At 37.7% G+C, this 18,625-nt stretch carries 17 protein-coding genes, 1 pseudogene and 1 riboswitch; of the genes and pseudogenes, 2 read left to right on the top strand and 16 right to left on the bottom strand.

Translation table 11 applies throughout. The annotated features are described in order from the left end of the window. Nucleotides 1-26 precede the first annotated feature (26 nt). Nucleotides 27-680: a ribonuclease H family protein gene (locus BG04_RS18725; protein WP_016763503.1), complete on the bottom strand. Its 654-nt coding sequence runs from the start codon at nucleotides 678-680 to the stop codon at nucleotides 27-29. 219 nt (nucleotides 681-899) lie between these two features. Here BG04_RS18725 and BG04_RS18720 point away from each other — a divergent pair, with 219 nt between their 5' ends. Beyond that, nucleotides 900-1,298 (top strand): reverse transcriptase-like protein, encoded by a 399-nt coding sequence (locus tag BG04_RS18720; protein WP_016763502.1) that lies wholly within the window; start codon nucleotides 900-902, stop codon nucleotides 1,296-1,298. Between the two features lie 6 nt (nucleotides 1,299-1,304). Here BG04_RS18720 and BG04_RS18715 read toward each other — a convergent pair whose 3' ends face one another. From BG04_RS18715 to BG04_RS18670, 10 genes and pseudogenes are all read right to left on the bottom strand, one after another. Beyond that, entirely contained in the window at nucleotides 1,305-1,580 is a 276-nt protein-coding gene (locus tag BG04_RS18715) for a DUF6123 family protein (protein WP_013082383.1), read from the bottom strand. A 61-nt stretch (nucleotides 1,581-1,641) separates the two neighbouring features. Further along, complete coding sequence (locus BG04_RS18710) at nucleotides 1,642-2,103, bottom strand: divergent PAP2 family protein (RefSeq protein ID WP_013056169.1); 462 nt, start codon at nucleotides 2,101-2,103, stop codon at nucleotides 1,642-1,644. Nucleotides 2,104-2,233: 130 nt separating this feature from the next. Further along, a complete protein-coding gene (locus BG04_RS18705) occupies nucleotides 2,234-2,548 on the bottom strand; it encodes a hypothetical protein (protein ID WP_013056168.1) in 315 nt (104 codons plus the stop codon). Between the two features lie 105 nt (nucleotides 2,549-2,653). Continuing rightward, nucleotides 2,654-2,911, bottom strand: coding sequence for a DUF2533 family protein (locus BG04_RS18700; RefSeq protein ID WP_013082381.1), 258 nt, complete (start codon nucleotides 2,909-2,911; stop codon nucleotides 2,654-2,656). Continuing rightward, nucleotides 2,908-3,681, bottom strand: a complete 774-nt coding sequence (locus BG04_RS18695) for a nucleotidyltransferase domain-containing protein (RefSeq protein ID WP_034653357.1) — start codon at nucleotides 3,679-3,681, stop codon at nucleotides 2,908-2,910. The genes BG04_RS18700 and BG04_RS18695 overlap by 4 nt, the downstream gene beginning before the upstream one ends. Before the next feature lie 5 nt (nucleotides 3,682-3,686). After that, the gene (locus tag BG04_RS18690; RefSeq protein WP_034653360.1) at nucleotides 3,687-7,304 is read right to left on the bottom strand and encodes a dynamin family protein; all 3,618 of its coding nucleotides are present in this window, start codon (nucleotides 7,302-7,304) and stop codon (nucleotides 3,687-3,689) included. A gap of 374 nt (nucleotides 7,305-7,678) precedes the next feature. After that, a complete protein-coding gene (locus BG04_RS18685; RefSeq protein ID WP_034653362.1) occupies nucleotides 7,679-8,236 on the bottom strand; it encodes an isoprenylcysteine carboxyl methyltransferase family protein in 558 nt (185 codons plus the stop codon). 5 nt (nucleotides 8,237-8,241) lie between these two features. Continuing rightward, on the bottom strand, nucleotides 8,242-9,327 hold the full coding sequence (locus BG04_RS18680) for a type III polyketide synthase (protein WP_016763497.1): 1,086 nt from the start codon (nucleotides 9,325-9,327) through the stop codon (nucleotides 8,242-8,244). A gap of 224 nt (nucleotides 9,328-9,551) precedes the next feature. After that, nucleotides 9,552-10,094, bottom strand: a complete 543-nt coding sequence (locus BG04_RS18675) for a GNAT family N-acetyltransferase (RefSeq protein ID WP_016763496.1) — start codon at nucleotides 10,092-10,094, stop codon at nucleotides 9,552-9,554. Nucleotides 10,095-10,488: 394 nt separating this feature from the next. Beyond that, nucleotides 10,489-11,289 (bottom strand): annotated as a pseudogene (locus BG04_RS18670) (aldehyde dehydrogenase family protein); the annotation flags it as partial. Between BG04_RS18670 and BG04_RS18665 the strand changes: the two are divergent. Further along, entirely contained in the window at nucleotides 11,250-12,011 is a 762-nt protein-coding gene (locus BG04_RS18665; RefSeq protein WP_034653363.1) for a LysR family transcriptional regulator substrate-binding protein, read from the top strand. The pseudogene BG04_RS18670 and the gene BG04_RS18665 overlap by 40 nt on opposite strands. A gap of 137 nt (nucleotides 12,012-12,148) precedes the next feature. Here BG04_RS18665 and BG04_RS18660 read toward each other — a convergent pair whose 3' ends face one another. The 5 genes from BG04_RS18660 to BG04_RS18640 all read right to left on the bottom strand — a co-directional run bounded on the left by BG04_RS18660 (nucleotide 12,149) and on the right by BG04_RS18640 (nucleotide 18,339). Further along, nucleotides 12,149-13,459 (bottom strand): nucleobase:cation symporter-2 family protein, encoded by a 1,311-nt coding sequence (locus tag BG04_RS18660; RefSeq protein ID WP_034653364.1) that lies wholly within the window; start codon nucleotides 13,457-13,459, stop codon nucleotides 12,149-12,151. Nucleotide 13,460: 1 nt separating this feature from the next. Continuing rightward, complete coding sequence (locus tag BG04_RS18655; RefSeq protein ID WP_013056157.1) at nucleotides 13,461-14,054, bottom strand: xanthine phosphoribosyltransferase; 594 nt, start codon at nucleotides 14,052-14,054, stop codon at nucleotides 13,461-13,463. A 103-nt stretch (nucleotides 14,055-14,157) separates the two neighbouring features. After that, nucleotides 14,158-14,259, bottom strand: a riboswitch (purine riboswitch). A gap of 97 nt (nucleotides 14,260-14,356) precedes the next feature. Continuing rightward, the gene (locus BG04_RS18650; protein ID WP_034653368.1) at nucleotides 14,357-15,874 is read right to left on the bottom strand and encodes a carboxypeptidase M32; all 1,518 of its coding nucleotides are present in this window, start codon (nucleotides 15,872-15,874) and stop codon (nucleotides 14,357-14,359) included. 124 nt (nucleotides 15,875-15,998) lie between these two features. Beyond that, entirely contained in the window at nucleotides 15,999-17,936 is a 1,938-nt protein-coding gene (locus BG04_RS18645) for an ATP-dependent DNA helicase (RefSeq protein WP_034653370.1), read from the bottom strand. Between the two features lie 223 nt (nucleotides 17,937-18,159). Then, nucleotides 18,160-18,339 carry a hypothetical protein gene (locus BG04_RS18640; protein ID WP_016763491.1) on the bottom strand — a complete coding sequence of 60 codons (180 nt, stop codon included), beginning with the start codon at nucleotides 18,337-18,339 and terminating at the stop codon, nucleotides 18,160-18,162. Between the last annotated feature and the right edge of the window lie 286 nt (nucleotides 18,340-18,625).

Here is an 18,625-nt window from a genome sequence, read left to right as displayed (position 1 = left end):
CGTTCATCTCCATTTCGTTCTGTGTGTTACACTTGCTTCCTGCTAGCAATTGGTATCCCTTGAAGAGCTTGAGTAGCAAGCTGATCAGCCTCTTCATTTTCCTTCCTTGAAATAGGCTCATATACCGGCCGGATACCAAGCTCCTGCATTTTATCTTCTATTCGATCTAAGTACCGATTAAACTCTTCTTCGAAACAGGGCCACTCCCCAGCTAGCTGATTTAATACAACCTGAGAGTCACCTCTAAACGTTACCGGTATATGATGAACACCAAGTTCCTCAAGCTCTTGTATTAAATAATAAAAAGCAGCATACTCTGCCTCATTATTTGATTCAATCTCTTGCAGCCTTGAGTTGCGTCGTATTCGGTAAGAGTTGTTGTTCTGTTTAAAATAAATCACAACCCCAAGCCCCGCTAAGAGCGTATCATGCTCATAGCCTCCGTCAAAATATGCCACAATATCGTGGGGCTCTGTCTGTACTTCCTGTAAGAGCTTTTTCGCTTCTTTTACAGTCCATTTTTGCTGCTGCTCATCAAGTAGAAAAATTTCCTTCGTTCGACCTGTTTTTTCTAAATCACCCACAATCATTAGCGCCTCATTCGCATCTGTGAAATCGGAGGTGAAAATTAACTGTTTATGTTTCGAGGATTTATAATGCCATTCAATTTGGAAATTCATAACGAGCATTCCTTTCATCAGCAATTTTGAATTCAACACTTTTTCTGCTTTTTTGTATTTTATCTTCTATTATGTCTTTTCATGACAGTTTTCTTACCTAATAAGCGGATTTTAGCGTTTATACGTGCTAATATAAAATAGCTGAAGTACTTATGATACAATACTATTGATGAAAAAACATGGTTTAAGCTTATATTGTTTTAACAAGGAGGCTGTATGATGATTGAAGTTTATATAGACGGAGCCACTGCTGGCAACCCTGGTCCTTCTGGAGCTGGTATTTTAATTAAAGGAAATGGTGAACATCATCGTTACGCTATTGCTCTTGGGACAATGACGAATCATGAAGCAGAGTACCATGCACTTCTTCATGCATTAAAAATTTGTTTAGAAAAAAAGTATACGAGCGTATCTTTTCGAACCGACTCTCAGCTAGTAGACCGCGCAATGAACCAAGAATACGTTAAAAATAAAGCGTTTGCTCCTTTACTGGAAGAAGCCCTCAAATTGTCCAGTCAATTTGAGTTATTTTTTATAAAGTGGATCCCTAGCTCTCAAAATGCAGGTGCTGATCAGCTGGCTAGACAAGCCATTAATCAAAAAGAAGCAGGAATGTAATCCTGCTTAAATCATACCTGATGACTTTAAATATTGAATGGCTTGTTTTTGATTGCTAATACGATTTGATGTCAAATTCTCGAGGAGCGATACAAAAAAACTGCCGTCAAATTCTTTTTGTACTTTTAGTGTCCATTCAATTGTAAATATGACCATCTCGTCAGCTGCACGCGTATACTGCTGACCAAATGAAATAAATCCACGTGCATCTTCTGCTAAATGAAAGCCTTTTTCTTCAAGATAAAGAAGATACTCTTCAACCGTTTGAGCTGTTTTTGTCACTTTTTCGTCCCATCCTTTTGCAAAGGTTCTTCTTTATCTTAGCTTACTTTTGGCTATTTGACTATGATTTCCCTTCTAAAAAATAGCCAATCGCTCCAAGTGCTACTCCTAAAATGGCTCCGCCAATCACTTCTTCGGGCTGATGCCCAAGCATTTCTTTCAAGCGCTGTTCCGTCAAATCGTGAAAGCCTCCGTCTGGAAGACCCGCAAGCTTTTCAATTTCTTCATCTAACGTATTCACTTTAATAGTAATTTCGCCAGTCTGCCTTCGAATTCCTTGTGCATCGTACATCACAATAATTCCAAAAACAGATGCTAACGCAAAATCAATCGTAGAAACACCTCTTTTTAACGCTACATAGGTCGCTAAAGAAGATACGCCGGCTGAATGAGAGCTTGGCATTCCACCCGACGCAGCAATCATCCGCATATCCCATTTTCCTGTTTGATACTTTTTAATGGGGATTTTTAAGGCTTGGGCTAAACCGATTGATGAAAGAGCAATGACAATTCCTTTATTCATATTGCTTCACCTCATCTATAGTTTGCGATGGATTGACATCTCGTACCCAAGCAAATATTGCCCAACAAAAAACGCCGGGCTAATCTGCTGACAGAGCAGACTAATCTCGGCGCTTTTGGAAACAGTTCTGTTATTTTTTACGCTTTTTTTGTGCAGCATTATTCATTTTGGCAGATTCAACTTCAGCATAAGAGCCGAATTCTTGGCCATATTGATTATTTGCACTTTTATTAGCTTCTAACTTCTTGTTAACAGAATTGTTTTGGTTTTGTTGCACGTTGAACTCAGAAGCAAACTCCCCAGCATAAGTGTCATTTGCACTTTTTGCACGTTTTGCTTTTTGAGCCTGATTTGCTTTAAACTCAGAAGAGAACTCTTGGTTATAATTATGCTTTGCATTGTTATTCGCTTGCGCATTTTTATTACCTAATTTTTGACGACCCATCGCTATCTCCTCCTATTTGTACCTCGTTGGTACACTATTAGTATGGATCAAGCGGCACGTCATATCCTGTTCAAATTAAGGTAAAAACACCAGAGCTTAGCACGTTTATATTCTTGCTACGTACTCTTTAACCATTTCTTCTGTCACTACTTTACGGCCTGGAATGATGGTATATTTTTGAGACAGCTCATTAATTTCTGCTGTTACAGCATTAATACCGTCTACAGAAAAGGGTTTCCCTTCTTTGCAAAGAAGCACAGCTGCTTCAATAGCTTGCTCGCGTCGAGCTTCTAAGCTTGCAAAAGCACGTACTAATTCGTGTTGTTTTTTAGAATGGGCTGAAATTTCTTTATGTACACTCATGTTCGTTCCTCCATTATATTATGCTGAGTTAGTAAAAATAAGTTAATGTCCTCATAACTGATTTGCTTTTCCGGTAATTCTTTTACGCTTTTTTCTATCGCTGCAGCTTCTTTCTTAATGCTGTCCAAAAAGTTTTTCATCTTTTCATTAAAAGCAACTTTCCCGCTTATCTTGCACTGTACAAATTGCTCAATGATGGATTGCTGCCTATCGTCGAGATTTGCCTGCTTACATAAATCGGCAAATAAAATGACAGGGAAACTGCGCTGCTTTACTACTACTTTCAGTGATAAAAATGCACGAATCAGTTGAAGCATCACTTTTATATCCTCTATTGTAACAGAAGATGTCAGATTTCTTTTACTATTTATCGTTAAAATTTTAAAATAATGATACCCCAATGCTTTTAAGGAATATGATTGAGCCATCATTTGCCGCAGGGGCTCAGCAAACGATGGCTTCTGATAATAAACAAAAGGCGACCATAGCCACTCATAAAGCGAAGGGTTTGATTTTGTAAACAAATAAATGGTTTTGTACAAATCCCACCCTTGCATATCATAATTGCCTTCTGCTACATTAATGACCTCTTGAGGTCTATTGAGATGAAGATAGCGTGATGCTTTATACTTGTATATAAAGCGGACGTCAAAATCACTCGCTAACGTGTCGAGTCCGTAAGCACGGCTGCCTGATTCACATGCAAACAAAATTTCCACATTATATTCTTTTTCAATTTCCTGTAAACGTTTATTTATGTGTGTAGACATAAAAATTAATGACCCTTTCTTTCCTCCAATACATGTTCTAGCACCGTCATTGTACTTACCAATTCTTGAATTGGAAATTCTTCAGACACGGCCGCTTGCAGCTGTTTGTAATAATCATACCATTCTTCAGATACAGACTGTTTATGCGCTAAAACGTACTGATTCACTAAATTGGTATAGTGTGAATGAAGAGCGGCTTCTTCTTTCGCAATGTAGTGATTAATATCCGGCTTAATACGTTCTAGTAAAGCAGCGTGAAGCTTTACTTTCTCATTTTTTTCAAAAAAGCTTTTATTGTTTTTATACAGTGAAAGCTCTTTTTGATACGATTCATTCTCATCAAATTGATGACTTGTCACAACTTCACTGCCATTTGGAGGCTCTAACGAGTTCAACGTTGGAGTAAACGTCGGTTCATAGCGCTGTAGCTTTGTAATGATCATTCGATGCCAGTCTTCGATTAATTTTACGATGTATTTTTCGATTCGCAAAGTGGTCGCACGCACTTCTTGCGTTGCGTCGAAGGAAATAGACGTTAACAACTCCTGCAAACAAAGGCGCAGCTGCTTTTGCTTTTCACCTCGATCATCCCTTAAGTTTGCCGGACTGAAGGCTTCTTTAAAGAAGTCATCGTACCTTACAAACAGACGTTTTTTTACATAAAATAAGAGCTCTTCTAATTCTCGGTCAAACTGCTGTTGTTCATATTCAAAATGAATTTCATGCAGTTTTGCTGCTACCTGCTCATTTTTTATGTGAAGAGATTGAATGTATCGCTTTTTATCCACTTCTGATTTTGTTTGCACCTGTTTCATTTCATTGGAAACTGCTAAAATTTGTTCGAAATCTGCATAGACACTTTGGATAGCAAGCTCTGGTAATTCATAATTTATGAAGCGGTAAAACGCATTTTTGAATGGCAGAAACATTTTATCCTCATGGTTTTGCAAAGCCTGCAAGCTTGATACCGGGTATAAGCGCGGAAAACGTATACCATACTGTTCAAGCTGTTCTTTTACATAGGTCTGAACTAACTGCAGCTCTGTATCCGAGCTGGCTAGGTCCGCTGCATTTACTAAGAAAAACATTTTATCAAGCGCAAATACATCTTTTACACGGCCAAGCTGAATAAGAAATTCGCGGTCAGCTTTTGAAAACGCATGATTATAATACGTTACAAATAAAATGGCATCTGCATTTTTGATATACTCAAACGCTACTCCAGTGTGTCTCGCATTGATTGAATCAGCTCCGGGTGTATCAACGAGTGTAATGCCTAAGCGAGTAAATTCACAGTCATAATACAGGTTAATAAATTGAACAAAACACGCTTTTTCTTCTTTAGCTACATAATCATGAAATCCTTCTGTATCCACCACTACTTCTGAACCGATATGCTGCTTGACTTCGCCGTAGCCTTTTTCTACTGCCTGTAAAAACGACAAATGCAGCTGCAGCTCTTCTGTTGCCTGCAGAGTTGGAATAATTGTTAACGCTTCGTCAATTGATTCTACTTCATGGTGAAACAGCTTAAGTGCACCATTCAAATCTTGGATCATCTGCTCGTTTGTTTTCATTTGCACAACAGCTGTTTTATGCGGCCGTTTTTCTGTTGGAGGCATAATTTTATTGATAGTTGCTGTTGTTGGGTTCGGAGATACTGGAAGTAATCTTTCTCCAATCAACGCATTAGCAAAAGATGACTTACCGGCACTGAACGCTCCGAATAAAGCTACAGTAAACGTTTGATTTGATAGCTTTTTACGCTTTTCTTGAAGTCTGGTAATAAAGCGGTCTAACTTTCCAAATGAACGGAGCTGTTCGAGAACAGCTGATACATCTTGAAGAACCTTTTCCGTTCCTGTTTCATGCACAGCTTCCTCAGGCTGTGAAACTAACTGCTGCTCACTCACAGCTTCTTGCTTTTCTTCAGCTTTCATGATGCCCGTTTCATATTCTTCTTGTAACATATATGACAACTCGTTTGTATCTTCTGCCGTTAGGTCGTCATCAGTTTGCTGTAAAGATTGAAGCAAAGCTTTTGTACGTGCCAATTTTGATTTCATTTCCTGAAGAGATGTATACGCTTCTTCAAATACTTCACATTCCTGCAAGTGTTGATAAATTTTTTTACGCTTTACTTCATCTTGCTCGATTTTGCTCTGTTCAATTTGCGCATAAAGCTCGTATAATAATCGCGTCGCTTTTTTCTTAATATGCTCGGCTACATCTTTTGCGTACGTTAAAACATAATCACCATTAATCGTAGCTCCTGCCTTTACCGTTTCAATTAAATCATGCGGCTCTAACGGAATTTCAAACTGCTGAACCTGGCGTATAAGATCCGGATCGGTAAGATTTTGATTTTTCACCAGCTCTTGCACATATTGCTGCAAGTGCCACTGCAGCTGAGAAGCTGCTCGTTCTTTCATATCATCAAAAAATAACGTCAGCCGCTCTTTTTTTACTTCCTCGGTCTTTTTCTTAGCAAATAAAAGACCTACTTTAAAATCAGGCTTTGTCGTTTCTAAAAACAGCCTAGCTTTTTCTCTCATTTCATATGGTGTTAAATTGGCGTTGCTTAGTATCTTACCTGTTTCTTGTTGGTACGTTTCTGCTAGCTGCTTTTCAGCACGCCTTATTTCCGCTTCTTTTTCGAGAAGCTGCTCTTTTTGATGCTTATTCATTTCATGATTCTCAAGCGTCAGCTTATGGCGCAGCTCGTCATGAATCGTTAACTTTTCTTCTTCTTGGTCTTCAATAAAGGCAAGGTGATCGTCAATTAACATTTGCATCGCATGTTGAATATGCTGATGCCGGTTTTCTTTTTCCGTCATCATAGCAAGTAATAGAGATTTTACGTACGAAAGGTCATTATGACGGTTGGTTGGCTCTTTTAACGACGTATAGAAGATTCCTTCTGGTCTCACATTCCACTTTAAAAATGACGTTTCTACAGATTCTTTAAATGCTTGAAATGTTAGCTGATCTTCTTGGTGTTTATCAATTTGATTTACAATTAAATAAAGCGTTTTATTAGCTTCTTGCAGCTGTTTTGCAAATTGAAGATTTAATTCTGCCTGCACATGATTATAATCCATCACGTAGAAAATAACGTCCGCTAAGTGAAGAGCTGACTCGGTCGATACACGATGTGCATCATCTGTTGAATCAATTCCTGGTGTGTCCATCACCACAACATTTTTAGGAATAGCATCTGTATCTATCGATAAATGAATGGACTCTACTTCATCTCCATCCACAGCAAACTGCTTAATTTGCTCATACTCATAAGGTGCTTCATAACGCACCGGCGACTGTTTGCGATAATAAACGGTTGCATGCTCATCCCCTGCTTTTACTGATACTAAGTTTGCGCTTGTTGGAATAGGACTTGCAGGCAAAATTGCTTGCCCCATTAATTCGTTAATCATGCTCGATTTTCCAGCCGAAAAATGTCCGCAAAATGCTACAACAAATTCGCCGTTCACCCACTTTTTTAACAGCTGTATTGCTTTTGCTGCCTGCTGTTCATCTCCAGCTGCTTGAAATTGCTTATGTAAATGAAAAAGAGATGCTTCCAATCGGAGATTTTCTTGATGTTTCACACTCACTTTACCCATTATTACTCTACCCCTTTTGCCTCATTCAAGACTGTATTTAAATGTGCTCTATCCATCTTCATTTCTGCTTATTCTTTCTCTATTTTACTTGATTCGCATGCGTTTTCCCATAAAAAACTGAATTTTTAGTTACAAAAACAATAAAAAAAGCTGTCAATAATTTGACAGCTTTTTTTATTCATCGCATGTATGTTACGCCTTCTGGGCTTTTTCAATATTTTTCATTACATACGTTGTGACGCCAACATATGTAGCAAGTGCTCCGATCACAAAAAGACTAACCATTACGTCCACCACCGTTTCTACTTGATGAAATTGATAATCTTTATCATTTGTTTCATCTTATCATGAAAGATATTCATTTTCAATTAGTTTTAAGATTTTTTTACAGGAAAGAAACGTCCCCTGTTTTGCATCACTTCGCCGTAATTTGTTTCATTCGTTAACGCTTGCTCTTCTAAGGGAATTCTGACGGCTAATATACACAAATTGAAAACAGAAAAAACAGCTAACGTCCAGTATGCCTGAAACATAAGCGGAACTAACACCAATTCTGCCGCTACTACTGTATAGTTAGGGTGCTTCATAAAACGATAAGGACCTCTTAGCACAACCTTCGCATTAGGCAAAACGATAATTTTTGTATTCCAATACTTTCCTAACGAAGAAATAGCCCATATTCTTGCAAGTTGCACAAGCACAAAAAAGCTAAACAACAAAAAAGAAAAGCGATACATTCCATCGTTTAACACGTACACTTCCGTAAAAAGAGCAGCAAAAAAAGCGGCATGCATGCTTACCATCCATTTGTAGTGACTTTGACCAGCTTCGTATGCTCCCTGCCTCTTCATCCAAGCTTCATTTCTTTTGGCAATAACCAATTCACATAGACGCTGTAAGATAATAAATACAAAAAAGCTATAAAAAAACAATCGCTTTACCTCCACTCTAATAGAAGCATTTCAGAACTAAATCCAGGGCCAAGAGCTGTTAATAAACCGTATTCTTTACTTGAAATTTCTTTCTTCATAAAGCGGTCTAGCACATACAAAACGGTTGCCGAAGACATGTTTCCATGGTTTTTAAGTACATCTAGGGAATCAGCAATCATATTTTCGTTTAACGACAGCGTTGATACATATGCTTCAAGCACTTTTTTCCCTCCAGGATGAGCAACAAAATGCTTCAAATCGCGACTGGTCAAATGCTGAGTTTGTAAAAATGACTCAACTTCTCCGCCTAACCACGAATCGATAATCGTGGGAATATCTTTTGAAAAGACGACAAATAGTCCATCATTTTTAATCTCCCACCCCATTACATCTTCTGAATTGGGCATGAGCGTCGATTGTGTATGTAAAATGTTAGGATAGCTTTTTGCAAGGGCAAAAGTGGTATCAGCTTCGTCACCTGCGACTAAAGCAGCCGCTACTCCATCCGCAAATAAAGACGTACCAATTAAGTTGCTTTTTGAACGATCATTTCGCTGAAAAGTTAAACTGCAAAGCTCAATGGATAAAACAAGGACTTTGGCACGCGGAAAGGCTTTGCAATACTCATAAGCTCTTGAAAGCCCAGACGCTCCTCCAGCACACCCTAATCCCCAAATAGGAATTCTTTTTGTATGGTCTGAGAACGCAAGCTTATTCATAATTCGCGCTTCAATGCTAGGCGTAGCTAAACCGCTTGTTGAAACATAAAAAACAGCCTCAATTTCTCCACACGGCAAAGGAGTACTTACATAGTTCTTATTTGTTAAGCAGTCTTCAATCGCTTTTGTACCTAATTCAACAGCAGATTCTATAAAAGCATCATTTTTTTCTTCAAATGTATGATCTTCTTGAAACCAAGACAAGTCTTTGGCAAAATTACGTTTCTCAATTTGACCATTTTGAAAAACGGTCAGCAGCCGATTAATATCTTTAAATGATTCGGAAAAAAGTTCTTTTGCAAATAGCAGCGTGTCTTGCTGAGTTAATTCATAAGGGGGAACTCCAAATCCAACTGAGATAATCTTTGGCATACACTTCACCTCTTTGATTGCGTTACATTTAACATTTGTAATAGCTGGGGATTTATTCAATTCTTTTTTAGTGGAATGGAAGCGAAACATAAAAAAACTTTCCTGTAACTCAGGAAAGTCTACGTTTTGAAGAAGTGTATGTTTGTTGTGCACTTTTATTATAGCGCAAATAATCTGAATGTACAGATACAATTTATGGATTGACGAAAATAAGTGCTTATTTTTTATGAAAAGAAAATGGACATATAGATTTCATCTACATATTCATTGTTGAAATAAGCTTGTTCTTTCATAACGCCTTCTTGTTCAAATCCTACCTTTCTATACAATTCGTATGCCACTTTATTCGAAGCAAACACAGTTAAAGAAAGTTTATGAAGATTATTTTCTTTGCACCAGTTTAGCGTATAATTCATAAATTGTTTTCCTATTCCCATTCCCTGTGCTTTTGAAATAAGCCATGTACGGAAGAGCCCCGTGTGGCGCTTCATTTTAATTTCGCCTCTAAGAACACGTGCAATTCCAAGTACTTCACCTTCGACTTCAGCTACAACGTACATGTGATTGTTCTTTTCTACTGATGCAATAAAATCTTGCTCTTCTTGGACTGTACGCGGCTCATCTTTTTGAATAAATTCCCCAGCCTCAATAATTTCTCTTACCGCTGTTGTAATATGCTCTGCATCGCTTGCCTGTGCAGGGCGAATAGTGACTTCACGTCCGTCTTTTGCTTTAAATTTCACTATGTTTTTCTCTGCTGTAATCATCTATATCAACTCCTATATTTTTCACCATTCAGTACTACTATTTTGGTTCTAGCGTGGGTAATTTATCAGTGGTAAAGTTCTGCTTTTTATTTCATCTAACAAGCAATCATGTGCGTTTGTTGTATTACCCACGCTTTAAACAAAGCTAAACCATTTTTGAAATACTTATTCTTGCACAGACATCCTAGAAATGCAATTAATTGCGTTAAAGAACTATTATTCCAAATTTTCTTTACAAAAGTGCATAAAAAAGAGGCTGGGACACAACGAAACACATGAAAGCTACGTCCATCTTCACAACAAAAAAATACGAACTAACAACCAATAATTTTGATTATTAGTTGCTAGTTCGTGTTTCACTTCGACTAAAATATTTTTGTCCCTCTACTTTTGATTAAAGTCCCATTGAGATATATTTTACTTCTAAATAATCGTCAATGCCGTAATGACTTCCTTCGCGTCCAAGACCACTTTCTTTAAAGCCGCCGAATGGAGCTTGAGCTGCAGACGGAGAGCCATCATTTACTCCTACAATGCCGTATTCTAACTCTTCAGATACAAACGTTGCTTCTTTAATGTTTTCTGTAAATACGTAAGCGGCTAAACCATAAGGGCTATTGTTTGCTCGTTCTACAGCTTCTTCTACTGTTTTGAATGTTGCTACAGGGGCCAATGGTCCAAACGTTTCTTCAAACATGCAATTCATGTCATCAGTTACATTTGTAATAATTGTCGGCTCCATAAAGAAACCGTTTTTAGTTGTTATAGCTTGTCCGCCAACCACAACTTTAGCTCCTTTACTTTTTGCATCCGCAATTTGTGCTTTTACTTTCTCAACCACTTTGTCGTTAATTAACGGTCCAACTTGTGTACCTTCTTCTAATCCATTTCCTACTGTTAATTGCGCTGCTTTTGCTGCAAATTTTTCAACAAAAGCATCTGCAATGGATTCTTGTACATATACGCGGTTTGTGCAGATGCACGTTTGACCTGCGTTGACAAACTTAGAAGCAATTACGCCGTTTACAGCAGCGTCTAAATCTGCATTTTCTGTTACGATAAACGGTGCGTGACCGCCTAATTCCAGCGATAATTTTTTCACAGTATCCGCAGCACCGCGCATTAAATGTTTACCAACCGCTGTTGAACCAGTAAATGTTAATTTGCGAATGCGTCCGTCTTTTTGCCATGTGTCACTTTATTCGCTCCGCTACAGGAGTAGAATTAACCTCAGCGGGTGAAATTCTTTTACAAGAAGGTGAATCCATACTTTCAAGTGTTCATGCTCTTCAAAAAAAATTAGTGTCTACGCAAGAAGCTTGTGATTTAACTATCGGAACGTGGCAAAGTATGGCTGCTTTTTACTTACCTTATCAACTGGCTTCTGCTAAAGAGCACAATCGCCATATTGATATAAAAACCTCGCATCACTATTATGATTTGTTAGAGCAGTTAGAAAGCAATCAAATTGACGGGGCTTTATTTGATGATCGAGAGGTTCAACATACTTACTGGTCAAAACTATTGTTCAAAGAAGACTTTTATTTATTTGTGAATGATCAGCACCCGATAGCCGAAAAAGAAAGCGTATTATTTGAAGATTTCAAAGAAGAACCCATTGTAGTTCTCCCCCCAAGGTGCGATGTTCGGACACTAGTAGAAAAAGCGTACAAGCGTCATAACTTAAAAATTTCCATTTCCAATGAAATTGAATTTGCGCAAAGTATTATGGGATTTATTTCAGCTAATTTAGGTATTTCAATTCTCCCTGAAATTTTTATGCGCCATTTACAAAGCTCAAACATTAAAGCGTTACCCATTACAGACTTCAAATTCAAAAGAGAAATTTCATTAGTGGCAAAAAACCCTGACGTGGGGAAAATGCTTTATACACTCTTTTTCAAAACACGGTCTTAATAGGAAAGACGAACAAATTGGACAAATGATCTGCTATGGATCGCTTGTTAAAGCTATGTTCCTTAGGACAATGAAAAGATCCGAACGATTAATCGTTCGGATCTTCTTCACTAAAATACTTTTGTTCTAGCCTCTTTTTATTTCGATACTACTTCATTTGTTAACTTTGTTTCTGCAACTTGCGTACGTGGTGATTTCATCATATTAAAGACAATATTTAAAAAGATTGCTGTAAAGCTCCCCATTACAATACCGCTTCCAGTAAGAACTTGAAGACTCTCTGGTAAGTTTTTGAAGATTTCAGGTACAACCGTCACCCCTAGACCCATGCCAACCGAACATGCAATCACAAGAAGATTTTCTTGTTTGGCTAAATCAACTTGACTAAGGATTTTAATACCTGAAGAGATTACCATTCCAAACATAGCTACCATTGCTCCTCCAAGTACAGAGCTCGGGATAACTGTCGTCACGGCTGCGATTTTAGGTAGAAAACCCAAAACGATTAAAATTCCACTCGCTGCAAATACAACATTTCTTGTGCGAACACCTGACAACTGTAAAAGTCCTACATTTTGAGAATACGCTGTATAAGGAAATGCGTTAAAAAATCCGCCTAATAAAATGGCCAATCCTTCTGCACGATAGCCTTTAGACAAATCTTTTTCATCCACTTCTTTTTTACAAATATCACTAACAGCAAAATAAACGCCTGTTGACTCGACAATGCCAACAAGTAAAACAAGGAACATTGTCAGAATGGCCATAATATTAAAAGTTGGCATCCCAAAGTACAGCACATGTGGCATATGAACCCACGCTTCTCCTTTTACGCCGGAAAAATCGACTTTTCCCATAAAAGACGCTGCAATTGTTCCAACAACTAATCCTAATAACACAGAGACGGAGCGCATAAATCCTTTTGTAAATCGATACAGAACAATAATTAATAACAAAACGCCAAAACCTAAACCTAGATTGCTCAAGCTGCCAAAATCTTTACTTCCTTCTCCTCCGGCTAAATCTTTAATCGCTACGGGAATTAACGTAATTCCAATAATCGTTACAACCGAACCTGTAACTAAAGGAGGGAAAAACTTAACCAATTTACCTAAAAAAGCAGAAAGAAGGACGATGAGTAAACCAGCCACGATAATAGAACCATATATGGAGGAAACGCCGTAAGAACCTCCAATTGAAATCATAGGTCCTACGGCAGTAAACGTACACCCTAATACAACTGGAAGACCAATTCCAAAAAAACGATTTTTCCATACTTGCAGTAGTGTTGCCACACCGCACATAAATAAGTCAATCGCCACTAAATACGTAAGCTGCTGCTGAGTCAAGCCAATGGCTCCTCCAACAATAAGCGGAACAACAATCGCACCTCCGTACATAGCTAAAACATGCTGTAAACCAAGTGAAAAGACTTTTCCTTTATTCATATTAAACCTCCACTGTTGGTTTATCTTCAACAAATGTCACTTTACCATTTGATAAAGACTGAATGCGTGCTAATGATTCTACTTTAACGCCTGATTGACGAATTTGTTTTCCTCCATCTTGAAACGCTTTTTCAATAACAATACCAATGCCGCCTACTTTAGCACCTGCTTTTTGCACGATATCCATCAAGCCGAATGCAGCTTGACCGTTTGCTAAAAAGTCATCAATAATTAAAATCACGTCATCTTCTTGAATAAATTTATCAGCAACTGAAATTTCATTTTCTTCTTTTTTTGTAAATGAATATACTTTTGATGTAATGAGTCCGTCTTGAAGTGTTAAAGATTTTCTTTTTCTAGCAAACACCATCTCAACGTTTAGCTTCAATGCGGTCATAATCGCTGGAGCAATTCCAGATGATTCAATCGTTAAAATCTTCGTAATTCCTGCATCTTCAAAACGCGAAGCGAATTCTTCTCCAATTTCTTTCATTAATACAGGATCCATTTGGTGGTTTAAAAATGTGTCTACTTTTAAAACCGTGTCTGATAATACGATACCATCTGTTAAAATTTTGTTTTGCAAAGCTTTCATAGTTCGTTCCTCCAACGTTTGTATTAAAAAAGCTCAAAAACATAGCTGCACTCGTATATGAGTAGAGCAATGTCTTTGAGCTTTTACGCACAAAAGTGAAAAACAAACTTCATCGCTCACCCATAGTCAAACTATTTACGGTAGTTTGGTAGATACTTACGAGCCTTATTCTCGTCATTATATGAGTGCGTTATTGAGTTAATTGTATTATATCAGCAAATCTTTTATTTGAAAATATCTAAAAACGATATTTTCGAACATTTACTTGTGATACAAAACATAATATTCGGTTATAGCGCTTTTTATACGTGATAAATTTCTCCATATTTCTTTTCTAGATACTGAATTAAATAATCTACATTTAAGCCTTCTTCCGTTACATCGTTTAAAATTTCAAGAGGCTTTTTCATTTTTCCGTACTGATGAATATGTTCTGTTAGCCAATTTGTAATCGGCGAAATTTCTCCTTTTTCGAGGAGTTCATCATAATTGGGCAAGTCTTTTAACATGGTATGCTTAAACTGAGCTGCGTACATATAGCCAAGAGCGTAGGAAGGGAAATACCCAAAGCTTCCTCCGGCCCAGTGTACGTCCTGAAGCACGCCTTCTCCATCGTGACCTGGACGAACTCCTAAATATTCTTCGTATTTCTCATTCCAAATTTCTGGTAAATCTGCAACTTTATATTCTCCGTTTATTAATCCCTTTTCAATCTCATAGCGAATCATAATATGAAGAGGATACGTTAACTCATCTGCTTCAATACGAATAAGCGACGGTTTCGCCTCATTTACTCCTCGGTAAAAATCTTCTAAATCTACATCGTCAAATTGTCCCGGCGCATGCTCTTTTAGTACGTGGTAATGATGCTGCCAAAATGCTTTATTTTTTCCGACAAACTGCTCAAAAAACAGCGACTGCGATTCATGAATTCCCATTGAAGTACCTTCACATAGAACCGTACCGACAAGATCCTTTGAAATATTTTGCTCATATAAAGCATGGCCGCATTCGTGAATCGTTCCAAAAATAGCCGTTCGGAAATCGTTTTCAGCATACTTAGTCGTGATGCGCACATCTCCCGGGTTTAAGCCAGTAGCAAAAGGATGGACTGTTTCATCAAGTCGCCCCGCTTCAAAATCATAGCCAAGCGTTTTTAACACGTCTAGACTAAATTGCTTTTGCGCTTCTTTTGGGAAAGTACGGAATAAAAATTCCGTATTTGGCTTTGTATTCGACCCGGCGATTCGCTGAACAAGAGGCACAATATGCTCCCGTAGCTTTCCAAATACCTCGTCTAAGATTTCAACCGTCATCCCCGGTTCAAAAAGGTCTAATAAACGGTTATATTTGTTTCCTTCATACCCCCAATACTCCACAAACTTCTGATTGAACGCTACAATTTTTTCGAGGTAAGGTTGAAATAAAGCAAAATCTGCTTTTTCTTTTGCGTCTTCCCAAACCGACTCAGCTTTTGAAGTTAATGTAACGTATTCTTTATATTCATGCGGAGGAATCTTTTTATTTAAATCATATTCTTTTTTACATTCTTCCACTGCTTTTTTCGTAATATCGTTTATGTAAGGCTGTGACTCAGGGTTCGTTAATTTCTCAATAAAACCTGCCATTTCATCAGAAACAGAAAGATTGAACGCTTCTGATGAAATCATACCAATAACTTCAGAACGCTGATCCGCCCCTTTTTTTGGAGCACCCGTCCTCAAATCCCAGTACATCACTCCGATTGCCTCTTGATAACTTTTGATTTTATTCATGTATTCATAAAACTGTTTCTCAATTTTCTGTATGTCTTCTCTCATTGTTTTTCCTCCTTACTTTCCTTATTTCACCATAAATTATTTTATCATAATAGTAACGGCATGTATATAACTGAATATTCAATCTATTATACGTATAAAAAAGCGCGGCTACAACCGCGCTTTTTTATACGTTTTCTATTTTCGTTGGGACATTTTGTTCAATGATTGAACGCACTTTTGAATCTGTGCTTTTTGGCATAAAGATCGTGATTAGACCCTTATCGTTATGAGAGCGAATCAGCCTTCCAACTCCTTGCTTTAAGCGAAGAAGCATATACGGCATATCTGCATCCCAGAATGGATCGACTACTTGATTGCGCTTTGCTTCAAAGACCGGATCATTTGGTGGATACGGCAGAGACCAAATAATTACATTAGATAGCGAAGGTCCAGGAATATCCAATCCTTCCCACAAATGAACAGCGCATAAAATCGTTTCTTCTTCCCTTTGGAACTGAGATACTAATTTACTGATTTCTTGATCGCCTTCAAATAAAAATGTGTACTGATTTAACTCTTTGGAAACTTCTTTGAACATCTCTAGTTCTTCTTTGCTGTTAAACAGTAAAAGTGCTCGTCCGTTCGTTTTTTCGAGCTGCGCAACAGCAAAGGCGAATTTTTCAGCAAACGCTTCTTCTTGATCATCCGAAACATTTTTTACCGCAATTTTCATTTGCTCATCATAATCAAATGGCGATTCAACAGAAAAAGAAAGCGGCTTTGCAATTCCTAAGCTATATGCTAAATAATCGAACGATTGGTTATCTGAAAGAGTCGCAGAAGTGAAAATATATGGTATTTTCTTCGCAAATACTCGTTCTTTTAAGACGTCTTTTACTGCTTGCGGCATAATAACCAACGTCAGCTGCCAGTTATTTTCTTCTACCCAGTAGATGGCATTTTCGTTGTCCATAAATAAGCGCAGCGAATAATCAATTTGATCTAGGTACTCATCTACAATTCGCAGCGTATACTCGTCTACTGTATAGGTCTCACTCTCAAACACAAGCTCGTTTCCGATATGCTCAAGCAGCGATAAAAGTTCTTTTCCTACACTTTGTAATCCGTTTGTGCGGGCTACTTCTTTACGGCTAGAACCAACGATTTCTGTACTTGCTTCACTTAAACGGTCAAAGAACATTGCATATACATCGATAGCGTGCTCGATCTTCACAGCAAATTCTTCTCGCACGTCATTTTCTAATAGACGCGTTAACAAGTTTTCTAACGTATCTTCTTGAATGCGATATGTTAAAGCCTTTTGTGCAGCAAATTCCAGCAGGTGACCTTCATCAAATACAACACAGCTGCTTTCAGGAAGAAGGGGAAGCTGTCCTTCACGCTTGCGGGCTTCATATGTCCAAATGTGCTCCATGTAAAAATCGTGAGAGCAAATAATTAAGTCATGTGCTTTTCTATAGTGCTCACGTGAAAGCGTTAAGCCGCATCTATGACGCTGCTCACAGGAAGAACAGTCTTGAAACGTATCCCAGTTAATTTGATTCCATTCCTCATCCGTTAAATGAGGATATTCTTTACGGTCTCCGTAGTGATAGAACGACTGCATACCGCTATGATCATGAACAAAATCAGGAAGCGTATCGTAAATTTCTTCAATGTTTTCATTATCTGTTCGTGCTGTCACAGCATCTAATTTCTTTAAACACAGATACTGATCTTGAGATTTTGCTAGGCGAACATCCATGTTAATATCTAAAATACCAGAGAGCTTTGCAATGTCTCCTTCGGCTTTTACTAACTGTTCAATTAATGTTTCATCCGCACAGGCAATAATAGCTGGCTTGCCAATATACCTTGCATAACAAATAGCGTACAGTAAATACACAATAGTTTTCCCTGTTCCTACACCTGCTTCTGCAAATATTACATTTTTTTCTTTAAAAGCTCGTTCGATTTGAAAAGCCATAAAAATTTGTTCATCCCGAAGTTCTAACCCCGCGTCTGGAAGATGTTCATAAAAAACATCACCTATCCATTCATTTAATTTGTCAAAAAAGTTTTCATCCCGCTCAATTGTAAAAGGCAACCGCTCTCTCATCATCGATACTGACTCCTTTATTTATGTAAATATCTATCAATAAAAATTAGCTTCACTTCTTTTTATCTAGTAAATTTCTCATGTAAGCAAAACTTAATTATTGACTACTTTATCTAAAATGTCAATAAAAAGAGCTGAACATAAAAAAGTTCTGCCTGTAAGGACAGAACCTTTTTGTATAAAAGCTGAGTGTATAGAGCACAAACGGAATAAGTACTATTAAAAATTAATTACAGCGGAATTTTGAGTCCGTGGACTGAGACAATAAAAAGGCCGCTTCATACTCGGCTTTTGCTTGTTCCAGCTGAGTAAGCGTTTCTCCGCTTACTTCTATTCCCTGCTGCATTAAATGATAGCTGTTTTCCAACGCTTGACGAATCATAGTGAACTCCGTGTTTCTATCCATTTATAAACATCCTCTCTCTGTAGTGCTTACTATAAAAGTGAATACTATCATTCTACACACCAGCTGTTTGTTTTATTCTCAAAACCAGCATCTCTAGCTTAATAAGTGGCTTCTTTCATTTAAGAAAATAATCGAACTTATTAAAATATCTTAATTCTCACTTGACATATAGGAATAATATATTTTAAAATTACTTACAGATTCAATCACTCAAAACTACATAATACAGGCTTACCGGTCAACCGATAGCCTCTAATTGCCAGATACACGTACAAACCGTCTGTGC

The sequence above is a fragment of the Priestia megaterium NBRC 15308 = ATCC 14581 genome (assembly GCF_000832985.1).
Classification (GTDB): domain Bacteria; phylum Bacillota; class Bacilli; order Bacillales; family Bacillaceae_H; genus Priestia; species Priestia megaterium.
The sequence above is the reverse complement of the archived record's forward strand: the minus strand, read 5'-3'. Positions and strand labels throughout refer to the sequence as shown.

Bases quoted from the DNA above. Each gene is read 5' to 3' on its own strand.
- BG04_RS18710 (WP_013056169.1), bottom strand. From the start codon at position 2,103: ATGAATAAAGGAATTGTCATTGCTCTTTCATCAATCGGTTTAGCCCAA.
- BG04_RS18725 (WP_016763503.1), bottom strand. From the start codon at position 680: ATGAATTTCCAAATTGAATGGCATTATAAATCCTCGAAACATAAACAG.
- BG04_RS18675 (WP_016763496.1), bottom strand. From the start codon at position 10,094: ATGATTACAGCAGAGAAAAACATAGTGAAATTTAAAGCAAAAGACGGA.
- BG04_RS18695 (WP_034653357.1), bottom strand. From the start codon at position 3,681: ATGTCTACACACATAAATAAACGTTTACAGGAAATTGAAAAAGAATAT.
- BG04_RS18705 (WP_013056168.1), bottom strand. From the start codon at position 2,548: ATGGGTCGTCAAAAATTAGGTAATAAAAATGCGCAAGCGAATAACAAT.
- BG04_RS18680 (WP_016763497.1), bottom strand. From the start codon at position 9,327: ATGCCAAAGATTATCTCAGTTGGATTTGGAGTTCCCCCTTATGAATTA.
- BG04_RS18690 (WP_034653360.1), bottom strand. From the start codon at position 7,304: ATGGGTAAAGTGAGTGTGAAACATCAAGAAAATCTCCGATTGGAAGCA.
- BG04_RS18700 (WP_013082381.1), bottom strand. From the start codon at position 2,911: ATGAGTGTACATAAAGAAATTTCAGCCCATTCTAAAAAACAACACGAA.
- BG04_RS18655 (WP_013056157.1), bottom strand. From the start codon at position 14,054: ATGAAAGCTTTGCAAAACAAAATTTTAACAGATGGTATCGTATTATCA.
- BG04_RS18665 (WP_034653363.1), top strand. From the start codon at position 11,250: ATGTTAATTTGCGAATGCGTCCGTCTTTTTGCCATGTGTCACTTTATT.
- BG04_RS18645 (WP_034653370.1), bottom strand. From the start codon at position 17,936: ATGATGAGAGAGCGGTTGCCTTTTACAATTGAGCGGGATGAAAACTTT.
- BG04_RS18720 (WP_016763502.1), top strand. From the start codon at position 900: ATGATTGAAGTTTATATAGACGGAGCCACTGCTGGCAACCCTGGTCCT.
- BG04_RS18640 (WP_016763491.1), bottom strand. From the start codon at position 18,339: ATGGATAGAAACACGGAGTTCACTATGATTCGTCAAGCGTTGGAAAAC.
- BG04_RS18660 (WP_034653364.1), bottom strand. From the start codon at position 13,459: ATGAATAAAGGAAAAGTCTTTTCACTTGGTTTACAGCATGTTTTAGCT.
- BG04_RS18650 (WP_034653368.1), bottom strand. From the start codon at position 15,874: ATGAGAGAAGACATACAGAAAATTGAGAAACAGTTTTATGAATACATG.